Source organism: Porphyrobacter sp. TH134 (assembly GCF_002855495.1).
Taxonomy (GTDB): Bacteria; Pseudomonadota; Alphaproteobacteria; order Sphingomonadales; family Sphingomonadaceae; genus Erythrobacter.
The window spans coordinates 37,953-51,614 of sequence record NZ_PKRO01000008.1; the positions used below are offsets into that span (position 1 = coordinate 37,953).

Below are 13,662 nucleotides of genomic sequence, written 5' to 3' on the forward strand. Positions count from 1 at the left end.
AGACCGATGAAACGCTCAATGCTCGCCGCACTGCTGCCCGTTGCCGCCATGACGATGGCTCCGATCAGCACCGCTAGTGCCCAGCAGACGCCTGCCGTCACCAAACCGCTGCCGGTGGGCACCTGCATCAACATGGGCAACACGCTGGAGCCCGAAACCGAGGGCGCGTGGGGCGGTGCTCCGGCGCGAAAGGCGGATTTCGAACGGATCAAGGCGGCCGGTTTCGACACTGTCCGTATCCCCGTACGCTGGCACAACAAGTCGAGCGACAAGCCGCCTTACACCGTCGATGCCAAATGGATGGCCCGGGTGCAGCAGATCGTCGACTGGGCGCTGGCGGAGGATCTCAACGTGATCCTCAACAGCCACCATTTCGATCCGATCCATGATGACCCCTTGGGTGTTGCCGCATGGCACGGCGGGGTATGGAAGCAGATCGCGGCGCGCTTTGCCGGATATCCCGAGGACAGCTTGTGGTTCGAGCTGGAGAATGAACCGCACAAGAACTTCAATCACACCAACCTGCTCGAAACGCTCGCCCCGGCGCTGAAGGAAGTGCGGGCGCTGCATCCGACCCGCGCGGTGATTATCGGGGGTGAGAACTGGAGCGGGATCAAGTCGCTGGAAACCCTGGCGCTGCCTGAAGATCCGAACATCCACCCGACGTTCCACTATTACGACCCCTTCACCTATACCCATCAGGGGGCTGAATGGACGGCGCCCGATATTCCGCCCGTGGGCCGCGCCTTTCCGACCACGCAGGATGCAGCGCAGCTCGCCAGGGATGTGGCCAGCATCCAGACCTATATGGCCCGCACCGGCAAGACCCCCTTCATGGGCGAAGTCGGCGCGTTTGATCGCCACATTCCGCTCGCCGATCGGGTGAAATATCACCGCATGATCACCGATGCCTTCGCCCCCACCGGCATCGGGGTGTGCACCTGGGCCTACACCAACACCTTCCCCTTTTACGATTCCGCCAAAGGCCGCTGGCTGCCCGGGATGCTCGGCGCGCTGGGGCTGAAGGAACAGGACTGAGAGCAAGGATCAGACAACCATGAACAGCCGCCGTATCACGCTTGTCGCCGGGGCCGCGCTTCTGGCCCTCGCCTGCCCTGCCGCTGCCCAGCTGCCCCCCGAACTCGCCGCCTTTGACGAACAGGTGCCGGGCGACCTCATCAACGATCCCACCCGGATTGATTGGGCCAGCTTTGGCGAGAATTACGAAACCAGCGGAAGGCAGGCGGCCGATATCCCCGGCGGCGGCGCGGCGCGGGTGTTCGACATCACGGCCAAGGGCGCATTTGCCTACACCGTGGCGGCCAACGTGCCCTTGCTGGCCGACATCACCTCGGGCGATCAGGTCACCGTCGGCTTCTATGCCCGCGTGGTCAGCACCGAAAGGCCGGACGGCAAGGGGGTGATCGGCGTGCGCATTCAGGAAAACGCCGCGCCCTATGGCGGGTTTGGCGATACCACTGTGATGGTGGGATCAGTGTGGGAATGGCACGAAGTCACCGCCCGCGCCGACAAGCGCATCCGCAAGGCTGATGCCATCGTCGCGCTGCAATTGGCCGGCGCCCGGCAGCAGGTCGAGATCGGACAGGTCATCGTGGTCAAAGGCTCACCGACCATCGTCGCCAAGACGGCGGTCGCCGCCGCGGCTACGCAGCCCGACCTGAAAGACCCCGCCACCATCGAAATGCCCGACGCTTTGCGCAGCGCAGGGCAATTGATCAATGATCCCACCAACCGCGCCTGGGCGCATGGCGGATCGGGCGGCAGCTGGCAGGGGATCGATATCCCGGAAATCTGGCTGCAAAAGGCAACCCGCTTCATCGCTCCGCAGGCGGGTGCCAATCGCTGGGATCTGACCACGGCGATCCCGATCATCCCCGCGATCAACGAAGGCGATACATTCACGGTCGCCGTGGTCGCGCGCACGATCAGCGCCAAGACCGACGACGGCAAGGGCGTGATCTATGCCCGCATCCAAAGCGCAACGCCGCCTTACGAGGGCTTCGGCGACAAGGTCTTCAAGATCGGCGATCGCTGGCAGATGGTGAACCTGCCCTTCACGGCTGCCCGCGGGTTCGGTGCGGGCGATGCCACGGTTACGCTGCACTTTGCGGGCGCAGCGCAGACCATCGAGGTCGGGCCGGTCTATGTCTTCAAGACCAACTGAGCCCGCGCACTAGCCCGGCAAAAAGGCGTAAGGCCCGACCACCAGCCCGGTAAACAGCCCGGCATAAACCGATGCGAGCGGCTCGACATTGATCGGGCCGCCCACCGCTTGCCATGCCGCCGTGCCCTGCGCCCGCCACGACACCTGCGCGCTGCCACCATCCAGCGCGAGCTTCAGTTCAATCGGCACATCGGTCGTCAGCGGAGCCTCGGCGACCACAACGCCGCTGCTGCCCTGCTCTGCCGCCGTGCGCAGCCGCACCACCAGCCGGCCGCGCTCTTTGCCCGCAGCCAGAAAATGGCTCTCGTCCATGAAGGCGAGCAGCCCGGCAAAATCGCCGCTGCGCTCGGGCGTGAAGGTGAGCCGGGTGGAAATCTCCGCGCGGGTGTGCCGCAACCGGCGGCCAACAAAGGCCGGCGTGCCAAGGCTGCCCGCCGCAGCAGGGCCTGCGACAACCTGCAACGCGCCGGCTGCTGTGGTCCATTGCGGTGTCTGCCCCGGGGTGCGCAGCCCGATCCATTCATCCGAGAGCGCGCCGTCAAATTCGTCGCGCCAGCTGTTCCATTCGGACGCAGGCGATGCCGGCAACTTGGGCTTGTCCAGCACCATCGGCACCGCTTCCTGACGATCAAGGAAGCGCGGCCAGCCATCGACCCAGCGCAGCGGCAACAGGAACGTCTCGCGCCCCAGCAGCGTCGATTGGCCCGCAAACGGCCGGGTGGCCAGGAACACGCCCCACCATGAGCCATCGTCCAGCTGGACGATGTCCGCATGGCCCGTCGCCTCGATCCGGTCAGGGCGATCGGCGGGTAGATCGCGCTGGGTCAGGATCGGGTTGAACGGCCCCGGCGTGAACGGCCCGGTCACAGCGCGCGCGCGGTAGATCGTTTGCGAATGCTGGTCGGCGGTGCCCCCTTCGGCGGTCAGCAGGTAATACCACTCGCCAATCTTGTAGATATGCGGCCCCTCGGCCCAGATCGGGTTGGCGGACGGGTCGACCCCGCCGTCGACCAGCAAGGTGCGGTTTGGCAGAACCTTCTGCGCCACCGGATCAAATTGCTGGATCCACAGCGCGCGGTGGCCTTCGTACCGCGGCTCGCCCCGAGGCGCATCATTGTAGACGATCCACGCTGTTCCATCGGCATCGAAGAACAGCGATGGGTCGATCCCCCCAAAATCGAGCCACGCCGGATCGCTCCACGGCCCGGCGGGGTCGGTGGCGGTGATGACGAAATTGCCGCCGCATTCGATGCAGGTGTTCACGATCCAGAATTTGCCATCATGATGCGTGATCGCTGGCGCGAACAGCCCGCGATTGGTGCCGAGCCCTGAAAAATCGAGCTGTGCCGGGCGGTCGATCGCATTGCCGATCAGCCGCCAGTTGACCAGATCGGTGCTGTGCAGGATCGGCAGGCCCGGAAACCAGCTGAAGGTTGATGTGACAGCGTAGAAATCATCCCCCACCCGCACGATTGAAGGATCGGGATGGAAGCCGGGGAGCACCGGATTGCGAAACTGGCCGCCCGGCACCGCCGCCGCAGCTTCTGCCGATTCGTAAGCGAGATAATCGAACGCGGCGACATTATCGCGCGCTGCTGCTGCTCCAGCCGTCGTCATCAGCGCAAGTGCGCCCACCATCCCTGCAATCTTGCGCTTCATCACCATTTTCTCCCGCTTATCGCCTGCTTTTGGGGGCTTGTCGGCCCGCGATTGTGTGCCTATGGTAGCGCTATCAATCAGGAGGGCAAGAGCCAGAAATGGCCGTAAGGATACTGGAAAGTCTGCCGGCGGATTACCGCCAGGGCCACTTCATCGGCCGGGCGCAATCGCCCGACGGGCCGTGCGTGATCGGCATCGTGAATGGCGTGATCCACGATCTGACCGCCATCACCAGCACTGTGGCCGGCGCTGTCGCGCGGCGCAGCTTCACGGGCGGGCCCGCGCTTGGCCCGGTGGACAATGGCTTGCCTGAAGGCTGGTCGCTGCTCACCCCGATTGACCTCCAATCCATCAAGGCCAGCGGCGTCACCTTCGCGCTCTCGGCAATCGAGCGCGTGATCGAAGAACGCGCCCGCGGCGACGCCACGGCTGCCGCAGCGATCCGCACGCAGCTTGAAGACAAAGTGGGCGCTGGCATTCGTTCGGTCGTCCCCGGCAGCGCGGCCGCCGCGCAGCTCAAGGACGTGCTGATCAAAGAAGGCATGTGGTCGCAATATCTTGAAGTCGCCATCGGGCCGGACGCGGAGATTTTCTCCAAGGCCCCCACCCTGTCAGCAGTCGGCACCGGCGCGCCGGTTGGCGTGCGATCGGATTCGCACTGGAACAACCCCGAACCCGAGGTCGTGCTGGTCTGCGATGCGGACGGCGAAGTGGTCGGCGCGACGCTGGGCAATGACGTGAACCTGCGCGATTTCGAAGGCCGCTCGGCCTTGTTGCTGTCCAAGGCCAAGGACAACACGGCCAGCTGCGCCATCGGGCCGTTTATCCGCCTGTTTGACGACAATTTCACCATCGACGATGTGCGCACAGCCGATGTCGAACTGACGATCGAGGGGCCGGAAGGCTACCTGCTCGAAGGGCGCAACGATATGAGCCAGATCAGCCGCGATCCGCTCGATCTGGTGGCGCAGTGCCTGTCAGAACATCACTACCCCGATGGCTTCGTGCTGTTTTGCGGCACGCTGTTCGCGCCGACGCAGGACCGCGACACGCCCGGGGCGGGCTTTACGCACAAGGTCGGCGATGTGGTCACGATCCGATCGCGCAAGCTGGGTAGCCTGACCAACACGGTCACTACCTCACGCGATGCGCCGGCCTGGACCATGGGGATCGCCGCCTTTGCCCGCAATCTGGCCGCACGCGGTCTGATCGACCGGATTTGACGGCACGGAACTTGAATTGACAAGGCGCGCCGGTTGGGGATCATCCGGAGCGTCAAGAAGGGATGGGGACTAAATTTGGACGCGCAATCAAGCAGTGCCAGCGTGCACAGCGCGATCTACCCGAGCCTGACCGGGCGCCGGGTGATCGTGAGTGGAGGCGGCTCGGGAATCGGCGAAGCGATGGTCGAAGCCTTCGTCCGGCAAGGGGCGGCGGTCGGCTTTGTCGACATCCAGCAAAGCGCGAGCGAGCAACTGATCCGGCGGCTGGCCGATGCGGAAATCGCGCCGCATTTTCTGCCCTGCGACATCACGGATTGCGACGATTACGTCGACAAGATCGGCCAGCTGATCAATCGGCTGGGCGGCTGCGATGTGCTGATCAACAACGCCGCCAGCGATGATCGCCACAAGCTGGAGGACATCACACCCGCCTATTGGGACGAGCGGATGGCGGTCAACCTCAAGCACCAGTTCTTTGCGGCCAAGGCGATTATTCCGGCAATGCGGGACAGCGGTGGCGGGTCGATTGTCAACATGGGATCGATCAGCTGGCACCTGGGCCTGATGGATCTGGTAATCTACCAGACGGCCAAGGCCGCGATCGAGGGTCTGACCCGCAGCCTGGCGCGCGAGTTGGGGCGCGACAATATCCGCGTCAATGCGATCGTCCCCGGCAACGTCCAGACCCCGCGGCAGATGAAATGGTATTCACCCGATGGTGAGGCGGAAATCGTTGCCGCGCAATGCCTTGATGGGCGCATCCAGCCCGCTGATATTGCCGCGATGGCGCTGTTTCTGGCGGCCGACGATTCGCGGTTTTGCACGGGCCACAATTACTGGGTTGATGCTGGATGGAGATAAGCGTGCCGGTCAGCGCGGTGCTGGCTGCCGACTGTCTGCTCGGCGAAGGCGTGCTGTGGGATGCGAGCCGCGCGGTGGTGTGGTTTGTCGATATCAAGCGGCGGCGGTTGTGGCACTTTGACCCTGCCACCGGCAGCAACCGGTTTGCCGACGCGCCCGAGCAGATTGGCTGGGCGATCCCGGCCGACAATGGCTTGCTATTGTGCGGGTTGAAGGACGGGCTCTATACCTTCGCTCCTGAAACCGACACCTTTACAAAACTTTGCACCGTTCCCGGAGAGCCCGCCTCCAACCGGCTCAACGATGCCTGCACCGACCCTTGGGGCCGGGTGTGGTTCGGTTCGATGGACGATGCCGAAAGCGCAGCATCGGGCCGGTTCTACGTATTCGACCGCGGCGAGGTTCGCCCGGCTGGCCCAGCGGGCATCGCGATCACCAACGGCCCGGCGGTCAATGCGGCAGGCGACCGGATCTACTTCACCGACACCATCGCACAAAAAATCATGGTAGCCGATCTGTCGCCCGCCGGTGTCGGCGAGGCGCGGCTGTTTGCGGATACCGCAGCCCTGTTTCCCGCCGCCTACCCCGATGGGCCGGTGGTCGATGCCGAGGATCATGTCTGGACCGGGCTGTACCACGGCAGCACCGTTGCGCGGTTTTCACCTGACGGAAAGCTGGTCGCCGCAGTCCCCATGCCAGCCCGCGATATTACCAAGCTGGCGTTTGGGGGGGCAGACCTCAAAACCGGCTATGTCACCTCGGCCACCAAGAATATGACCCAACAGGACATGGCGCAAATGCCGCAGGCAGGCAGTCTGTTTGCGTTTGACGCCCCGGTTGCAGGCTTTGTCCAGCCGCTGGCGAGATTGGGGTAAATGATGCGCGCAACCAAAGGCCTGGCGGCAGGACTTGCCATGCTCTGGCCAGCCGCAGCACTGTCCAACCCGGTGCTCGATGCCGGGTTCGGGGACAATATGGTGCTGCAAGCAGGCCAGCCGCTGACCGTCTCGGGGCGCACGCAGCCCGGGGTCAAGGTGGCAGCAAGACTGGGCAAGACCGGGTCTGGCGCGGTTGCGGACGGATCGGGCGTCTTTTCCATCACCCTGCCCGCGCAGTCTGGCAGCGCAGCTCCGGTGACGCTCACCATCAGTGACGAAACGGGCACAACAACCTACAACAACATTCTGATCGGCAATGTCTTTTTGTGCGCCGGGCAATCCAACATGGAACTGTCAGTCACCCGCGCGCTGGATGCCGAAAACCAGCTGCGCCTCGCGCCTGATGACAGCATCCGGCTGCTGATGGTGCCGAAAACCACCGCGCCTTTGCCGCAAGTCCAATTTGGGGGCCCGGTCACCTGGCGGCCCGCCACCAGCACCAGCGTGGCCGATTTTTCCGCCGCCTGCTTTTACATGGCAAAAGCGCTGCGCAGGAAAGACCCGGCAACGCCCATCGGCCTGATCCATTCGAACTGGGGCGGCAGCGCCGCGCGGGCATGGCTTGACCCCGAAGGCGTGCTGGCACTGCACGGGCAGGCCGCGCTCGATCAGTTGGGCCTTTATGCCCGCGATCCCTATGCCGCGGCCCAAGCCTTTGTGCCGCAATGGTTCGACTGGTGGCGCGCGAAAGATAGCGGGCGCGAGCCTTGGAAGAACTCTGCGCTGCTCGACTGGAAGCCGACCCCCAAGTTCACGCTGTGGAACGAATGGACCGGCACCGGGCTCGACACAAACCCGCGTGCCAATGTCTGGCTGCGCACGGTCGTCACGCTTACGCCTGAACAGGCGGCGGGTGAAGGCAGCCTGGCAATCGGCGCGATCGATGACATGGACCTGACCTTCGTCAATGGCCATCCGGTCGGCTACACCTTCGGTTGGGGGGTGGAACGCACCTACCGCGTGCCGCCTGCGCATCTGAAGGCGGGGAAGAACGAAATCCTGATCGCGGCCAACAACATGTGGGATACCGGCGGGTTCTTCGCCGGGCCGGAGCGGCTTGCCTTCACGGCGGCAAATGGTGACCGGGTGCCGCTGGGCACGAATTGGGAATATGCGGCCACCGCCGTTACCGATGTTCCGCCGCGCGCACCCTGGGATGCCAATGCAGGCCTTGGCGTCATGCACAATGCGATGATCGCCCCGCTGGGCCGCATGACACTGGCCGGCGTCGCTTGGTATCAGGGGGAATCCGATGCAGGCCAGCCGGCCTATGACCAGAAGCTGGCGACGCTGTTTGCCGGATGGCGCCGCCAGTTCGGGCCGCAAACACGGATGCTGGTGGTGCAACTGGCCGATTGGGGAGAGCGCCGCGCAGCGCCGGGCGAATCCGGTTGGGCGCAATTGCGCGACGAACAACGCCTCGCGGTCGTCGCCGATTCCAACGCCGCGCTGGTCACAGCAATCGACATTGGCGAGCCAACCGATATTCACCCCGCCAACAAGAACGATCTGGGCAAGCGGCTGGCCGAAGCCTTCAATGGCCGCGCCCTGCCGATGCCGGAAGGCGCGGTGCGGAATGGCGACATGGTCACCGTCAGCTTCACCGGGATCGAAGGCGCATTGCAGGCGCAGGGCGGCCCCTACCCGCTTGGCGTGGAGCTGTGCGAGGCGGGGATGGAAACGTGCCGCTTTGCGCTTGCCAGCCTTGCTGGCAGCCGGATGGTAATCCCCGTGCCGCAGGGCATGGCGCCCACCCGCGTGCGTTATGCCTGGGCCGATGCGCCGGTGGTCAATCTGGTCGATGGCGGCGGGATGCCTATCCCCGGCTTTGGCCTCGATATCGCGCCTTGAAGCTGACGCACCGCCGCTTTTCGCCCGGAAGAGCCGGCGCACTGGTAGTGGGCAGAGTGCCGATTTTCACTTCCGACGGGCCCCAGACGCCTCTAGGGACTGCCCGCCATACAAGCATCAGGGGGTGTATGGCGCAGCCGCAGCGATGCCGATCGTGCCTTGCCGAACACGCTCTGACAGTCTGATTGCATAGGATTTTTTGGGGCAATGTCGGAGATTAAACTCGAACATGGCGCATGGCGCGCGCGGGTGCTGCCCCATGCGGGCGGGCTGATCGGTGCGCTGGATTGCGGCGGCGTGCCAGTGCTGCGGGCCATGCCTGATGGCGTCATTGATCCGCTCGCCGCGGCGTGTTTCCCGATGGTGCCGTGGTGCAACCGGATCGCGGCCGGACGGTTCGCGTGGGATAACGCAATGGTGTGGCTGCCCCCCAATTTCCCGCCCGAACGTCATGCGATCCACGGCCACGGGTGGCAATCGGAATGGGAGGTCGCCGGGTGCCTGCGCAACACCTGCGTGTTGATCCACCGCCATGACGAGGCGGCCGGTGGTTGGCCGTGGGCCTATGTGGCGCGGACGGTCATCCAGCTATCGGACACGGGCTGCGCCATCACGCTCTCGCTCACCAATGATTCCAACCGGCTGATGCCTGCCGGGCTGGGCTTGCACCCCTATCTGCGCCGCCGACCGGAAAGCCGGATCGCGTTCCGGTCAGGCCCGATTGTGGCCGTGGGGGCAGACATGATCCCGACCGGAGAGCATCTGGCGCCGTCGCACTTCGCGGACTTTGCGGCTGATGGCGGCGCGGCGGTGCCGGATGCGCTGATCGATCATTGCTTCACCGGCTGGCACGGCGCGGCGCTGGTCAGCGATGACATGGGCACGATCATGCTTGCGGCCGAAGGCGCGGGGCACTTGCACCTTTACGCGCCGGCCGATCCTGACATCTTGTGTCTCGAACCGGTCAACCACCTGCCCGATGCCGCCAATACCGGCGGAATGCAGCTGATCGAACCGGGCGAAACGGCCAGTCTGACGTTGCGGATCGGGGTCGCCTAAGGCGGGGGCGCGGTGATGCCTGCGGCCGTCTGGATCACCGGCCGCATCAATCCGTCCGCATCGTAGCTAAGGTGTTCCACCGTCACCGCCCGCCGCCCCAGCGCGCCTTTCCGGTCGCCGATGGTGAGCGCCGCGTTGTGGAGGAACAGATACCACTGGCCTTTGAACTCAGCGATGCCCGGGTGGATAGTAAAGCTGCCCTCCCCTGATCCGGTCAGTTCGCCCCGGTATGTCCACGGCCCCAGCGGCGTGGTGGCGGTGGCATAGGACACACGCTCATCCTTGTGATCGCTGCGGTCTAATGAGGCATAGGTGAGGTAGTAGAGCCCGCCTCGCTTGTGCAGCCACGGGCCTTCCTCAAAATGCGGCGGAGTGATTTCGGTAATCGGCCCGTCGATGCTGATCATGTCGTCGCCGAGCTTGGCGATATAGCATTGGCGGTTGCCCCAAGCGATCCAGGTGGTGCCCTCATCGTCAGTGAAGACGGTGGGATCGATATCTTCCCAGCTGTGCGTGCCTTTGGGGGTCATGTCGTTGCTGATGAGCGCTGCGCCCTTGGCGTCCACGAAGGGGCCTTCCGGTCGGTCCGACACTGCAACGCCAATCGCCTTGCCCGGCTTGGTCGCGTCATGTTCAACGGGGGCGTACAGCCAGTACCGCCCGTGCTTTTCGATCACCTGCACCGCCCACGCATCGTGCGATGCCCACGCAAAGCCCTTGATGTTCATCACCGACCCATGAAACGTCCATTCGCGCATGTCGGTGGTCGAGTAGGCGAGCCATTCCTTCATATTGAACATTTCGCCGTCCGCCACTTCGTCGTGGCTGGTGTAGAGCCACAGCGTGTCGCCGATCACCAGCGGCGCGGGGTCGGCGGTGAAGCGGTCGCGGATAATCGGGTTCGATCCGGGCACGGGTTCTTCGGCTGCCAGTGGGCTCACCGCCAGCAGCACGGTGAAGGCAAGCCAGCGCATCAGTGATTATGCCGTGGCAGCTTGCGGGCCGTACCGCGGTACTTGAGCGCAAAGTCCATCACGCCGCCTTCGGCCAGCTGCCCGGTCTTTTCGCGGTAGAGTTCCTCCCACGGGGTCTGGCTTTCGGGGACCGGCGGGCAGGTCTCCTCCGCGCGGCGGCGCGCGATCTCTGCTTCGTCGACCAGCGCATCGCAGCGCCTTGCGTTGAGATCGACACGGATGATGTCGCCCGTCCGCAGCCAGCTGAGGCCCCCGCCAACTGCGCTTTCGGGGCTGACGTTAAGGATCGAGGGGCTGTCGCTCGTCCCCGATTGGCGCCCGTCGCCCAGAGTCGGCAGCCACGGCTTGCCGGCGCGGATCATCGCGTCTGGCGGCTGCATATTGACCACCTCGGCGCTCCCCGGCCACCCGATCACGCCCGAGCCGCGGATGACGAGAATGCAGTCCTCGTCGATCGCGAGCGCGGGATCGTTGATGCGGTGGTGGTAATCGTCCGACCCGTCGAACACGATGGCGCGCGCCTCGAACACGCCTTCGGAGCCGGGACGCGAGAGGTAGCGCGCGCGGAAGGCGGGGCCGATCACGGATGTCTTGAGGATCGCGAAATCGAACAGGTTGCCCGACAGTACCATGAAGCCCGCCTTGTCGATCAGCGGGTCGGCGAAAGGCCGGATCATCTCGCGATCGCGGGTTTCCGCGCCCGCGAGGTTTTCCGCCATCATCTTGCCGGTGCAGGTGACGACATTGCCGTGCAGCTTCCCAGCGTTGAGCAATTCCCACAAGGCCGCAGGCACACCGCCCGCACGGTGGAAGCGCTCGCCCAGATATTGCCCGGCAGGCTGCATGTTGACGAGCAGCGGCAGGTCGTAGCCATGCCCCTGCCACACATCGGTTTCGAGCCTCACCCCGGCGTGCGCGGCCATCGCCATGATGTGCGGCTGCGCGTTGGAGCTGCCGCCGATAACGCTGACGCAGGCAATTGCGTTCTCGAACGCTTCGCGCGTCAGGATGTCCGATGGTTTCAGATCTTCGAGCACCATCTCTACGATCCGACGCCCGGTGCGATAGGCCATCTGCCCGCGCTCGCGATAGGGCGCGGGGATCGCCGCGCAACCGGTGAGCGACAGGCCCAGCGCCTCCGCCACCGCGTTCATCGTGCTGGCGGTGCCCATCGAATTGCAGTGGCCCGCAGACGGCGCGCTGCTGGTGGCGCGGTCCAGGAACTCGTCCTCGTCGATCTCGCCCGCAGCGAGCTTCCTGCGGCTGCGCCAGATCACCGTGCCACTGCCGACCAGCTCGCCTTCATGCCATCCGTCGAGCATCGGGCCGCCGCTCAGCACGATCGCGGGAATATCCACCGTGCTCGCCGCCATGATCTGGCTCGGCGTGGTCTTGTCGCACCCCGTGGTCAGCACCACGCCGTCCAGCGGATAGCCGTTCAGCAGTTCCACCAGCCCGAGATAGAGCAGGTTGCGGTCCAGCGCCGCCGTCGGCCTGCGGCAGTTCTCGAAGATCGGGTGGACGGGAAATTCGATGGGAATGCCGCCCGCATCGCGGATGCCATCGCGGGTGCGCTTGGCCAGATCGACGTGGATGCGGTTGCAGGGGGAAAGGTCGCTGCCGGATTGCGCAATGCCGATGATCGGCTTGCCGCTTCGCAGCTCCTCGGGCGTCACCCCGTAATTCATGAAACGTTCGAGATAGAGCGCCGTCATGTCCATGCGTTCGCGGTTGTCGAACCAGTCGCGCGAGCGCAGGCGGCGGGGTGAGGCTTGTTTGGTCATGGGCTCCCGGGGGGTTTGCTGAAGGAGGACGCAAGGCTGGGCCCCGCATCGGAATTGCGGCGGATCAGCTGGTAGGCCAGCGTCAGCTGTTCGGCCTTGGCGCGGCTCGCACGCGGCTTCTGCTTGTGCACCCGCGCGATCATCGCCACCGCCTCGGCGGTCATTTCGCGGATCGGCTGGCGGATGGTGGTCAGTTCCGGCCAGATCGAGCTGGCAAGTTCGGTATCGTCGAAACCGCACACGGTGATGTCGTTCGGCACATCCAGATGCCGCCGGTGCGCCATGGCGACGGTGGCGGCGGCCATGTCATCGTTGGAGGCAAAGATCGCCGTTGGCGTGTGGGCCGCGCTGAGCAGCTTTTCCGCTGCGACCATGCCCGAACGATAGGTGAATTGTCCCTGCGCAATCAGGCCTTCGTCAATCGCCAGCCCGGCATCCTTCATCGCCGAACGATATCCCAGCAGACGCCGCCCGGAGGCCACCTGTTCAGGGTTGCCGATGATGAAGCCGATGCGTTCATGGCCAAGGCCGATGATGTGCTTCGTCATGTCGTAAGCGGCCTGAAACTCGTCGATCAGCACCGCGCCGTGGCTACCGCTCGCCCGCCCCGGACCGACCGCGACCGCAATGCCGCCGGATGAACGGATCAGGTCAAGCACGCTCTGGTCATCGCACAGCGGTGGCGGCAGAATGAAACCCTCGATCCCGCCATCGAGCAGCTTGCGGATCACCTTTTGCGCCTCGGCCGTGTTCTCGCAGGCCTGCACCACCAGATAGATGTCGCGGCGACTGGCCTCTTCCAGCGCGCCCATCAGGAATTCGCTGAGGTAGGAGGCGGAAGGGTTGTCGAACAGCAGAGCGATGCGCAGCTGCGATCCCGCCGCGAGCGAGCGGGCCGCGCGGTTGGGGACGTAGTTGAGCTTTGCAATCGCGCTCAGCACCTTTTGCTTGGTGTCCTCGCGCACATTCTCCTCGCCATTGATGACGCGGCTGACGGTCATCGGCGAACAGGCCGCCTCGCGGGCGACGTCGGTGATCGTGGGCGCGGCATTGCTGCGCCGGGCGGCGCGTTTGCGGCTGGGGGCGGCGGGTTCGGCGTGCTTGTTCATAGGCGCCGCCATACTGCGT

11 protein-coding genes are annotated in these 13,662 nt (G+C 64.8%); 7 read left to right on the forward strand and 4 right to left on the reverse strand.

Annotated features, from left to right (window positions below; translation table 11 throughout):
• The first annotated feature begins 6 nt into the window (after positions 1–6).
• Complete coding sequence (locus C0V72_RS05600) at positions 7–1,038, forward strand: glycoside hydrolase family 5 protein (protein WP_233999793.1); 1,032 nt, start codon at positions 7–9, stop codon at positions 1,036–1,038.
• Positions 1,039–1,057: 19 nt separating this feature from the next.
• On the forward strand, positions 1,058–2,185 hold the full coding sequence (locus C0V72_RS05605) for a hypothetical protein (RefSeq protein WP_101792240.1): 1,128 nt from the start codon (positions 1,058–1,060) through the stop codon (positions 2,183–2,185).
• 9 nt (positions 2,186–2,194) lie between these two features.
• On the opposite strand, the gene C0V72_RS05610 is transcribed toward C0V72_RS05605, so the two are convergent.
• Entirely contained in the window at positions 2,195–3,844 is a 1,650-nt protein-coding gene (locus C0V72_RS05610; RefSeq protein WP_233999794.1) for a glycoside hydrolase family 43 protein, read from the reverse strand.
• Positions 3,845–3,942: 98 nt separating this feature from the next.
• On the opposite strand from C0V72_RS05610, the gene C0V72_RS05615 reads away from it, so the two are divergent.
• From C0V72_RS05615 to C0V72_RS05635, 5 genes are all read left to right on the forward strand, one after another.
• A complete protein-coding gene (locus C0V72_RS05615; protein ID WP_101792241.1) occupies positions 3,943–5,067 on the forward strand; it encodes a fumarylacetoacetate hydrolase family protein in 1,125 nt (374 codons plus the stop codon).
• A gap of 102 nt (positions 5,068–5,169) precedes the next feature.
• Positions 5,170–5,928 (forward strand): SDR family NAD(P)-dependent oxidoreductase, encoded by a 759-nt coding sequence (locus C0V72_RS05620; RefSeq protein WP_101792286.1) that lies wholly within the window; start codon positions 5,170–5,172, stop codon positions 5,926–5,928.
• Positions 5,919–6,803, forward strand: a complete 885-nt coding sequence (locus C0V72_RS05625; protein ID WP_101792242.1) for an SMP-30/gluconolactonase/LRE family protein — start codon at positions 5,919–5,921, stop codon at positions 6,801–6,803. Before C0V72_RS05620 ends, C0V72_RS05625 begins: the two co-directional genes overlap by 10 nt.
• Positions 6,804–8,717 (forward strand): sialate O-acetylesterase, encoded by a 1,914-nt coding sequence (locus C0V72_RS05630; RefSeq protein WP_101792243.1) that lies wholly within the window; start codon positions 6,804–6,806, stop codon positions 8,715–8,717. It abuts the gene before it with no gap.
• A gap of 207 nt (positions 8,718–8,924) precedes the next feature.
• Positions 8,925–9,776 (forward strand): aldose 1-epimerase, encoded by an 852-nt coding sequence (locus tag C0V72_RS05635; RefSeq protein ID WP_101792244.1) that lies wholly within the window; start codon positions 8,925–8,927, stop codon positions 9,774–9,776.
• On the opposite strand, the gene C0V72_RS05640 is transcribed toward C0V72_RS05635, so the two are convergent.
• From C0V72_RS05640 to C0V72_RS05650, 3 genes are read right to left on the reverse strand one after another with little or no spacing between them, the layout of a single operon-like run.
• Complete coding sequence (locus C0V72_RS05640; protein WP_101792245.1) at positions 9,773–10,750, reverse strand: glycoside hydrolase family 43 protein; 978 nt, start codon at positions 10,748–10,750, stop codon at positions 9,773–9,775. The genes C0V72_RS05635 and C0V72_RS05640 overlap by 4 nt on opposite strands.
• Positions 10,750–12,534, reverse strand: coding sequence for an IlvD/Edd family dehydratase (locus C0V72_RS05645; RefSeq protein ID WP_101792246.1), 1,785 nt, complete (start codon positions 12,532–12,534; stop codon positions 10,750–10,752). Before C0V72_RS05645 ends, C0V72_RS05640 begins: the two co-directional genes overlap by 1 nt.
• A complete protein-coding gene (locus C0V72_RS05650; RefSeq protein ID WP_101792247.1) occupies positions 12,531–13,643 on the reverse strand; it encodes a LacI family DNA-binding transcriptional regulator in 1,113 nt (370 codons plus the stop codon). The genes C0V72_RS05645 and C0V72_RS05650 overlap by 4 nt, the downstream gene beginning before the upstream one ends.
• Positions 13,644–13,662: the final 19 nt, after the last annotated feature.

Excerpts from the sequence above, each read along its gene's own strand:
- C0V72_RS05600 (WP_233999793.1), top strand. The coding sequence starts at position 7 with ATGAAACGCTCAATGCTCGCCGCACTGCTGCCCGTTGCCGCCATGACG.
- C0V72_RS05605 (WP_101792240.1), top strand. The coding sequence starts at position 1,058 with ATGAACAGCCGCCGTATCACGCTTGTCGCCGGGGCCGCGCTTCTGGCC.
- C0V72_RS05610 (WP_233999794.1), bottom strand. The coding sequence starts at position 3,844 with ATGAAGCGCAAGATTGCAGGGATGGTGGGCGCACTTGCGCTGATGACG.
- C0V72_RS05615 (WP_101792241.1), top strand. The coding sequence starts at position 3,943 with ATGGCCGTAAGGATACTGGAAAGTCTGCCGGCGGATTACCGCCAGGGC.
- C0V72_RS05625 (WP_101792242.1), top strand. The coding sequence starts at position 5,919 with ATGGAGATAAGCGTGCCGGTCAGCGCGGTGCTGGCTGCCGACTGTCTG.
- C0V72_RS05630 (WP_101792243.1), top strand. The coding sequence starts at position 6,804 with ATGATGCGCGCAACCAAAGGCCTGGCGGCAGGACTTGCCATGCTCTGG.
- C0V72_RS05635 (WP_101792244.1), top strand. The coding sequence starts at position 8,925 with ATGTCGGAGATTAAACTCGAACATGGCGCATGGCGCGCGCGGGTGCTG.
- C0V72_RS05640 (WP_101792245.1), bottom strand. The coding sequence starts at position 10,750 with ATGCGCTGGCTTGCCTTCACCGTGCTGCTGGCGGTGAGCCCACTGGCA.
- C0V72_RS05645 (WP_101792246.1), bottom strand. The coding sequence starts at position 12,534 with ATGACCAAACAAGCCTCACCCCGCCGCCTGCGCTCGCGCGACTGGTTC.
- C0V72_RS05650 (WP_101792247.1), bottom strand. The coding sequence starts at position 13,643 with ATGAACAAGCACGCCGAACCCGCCGCCCCCAGCCGCAAACGCGCCGCC.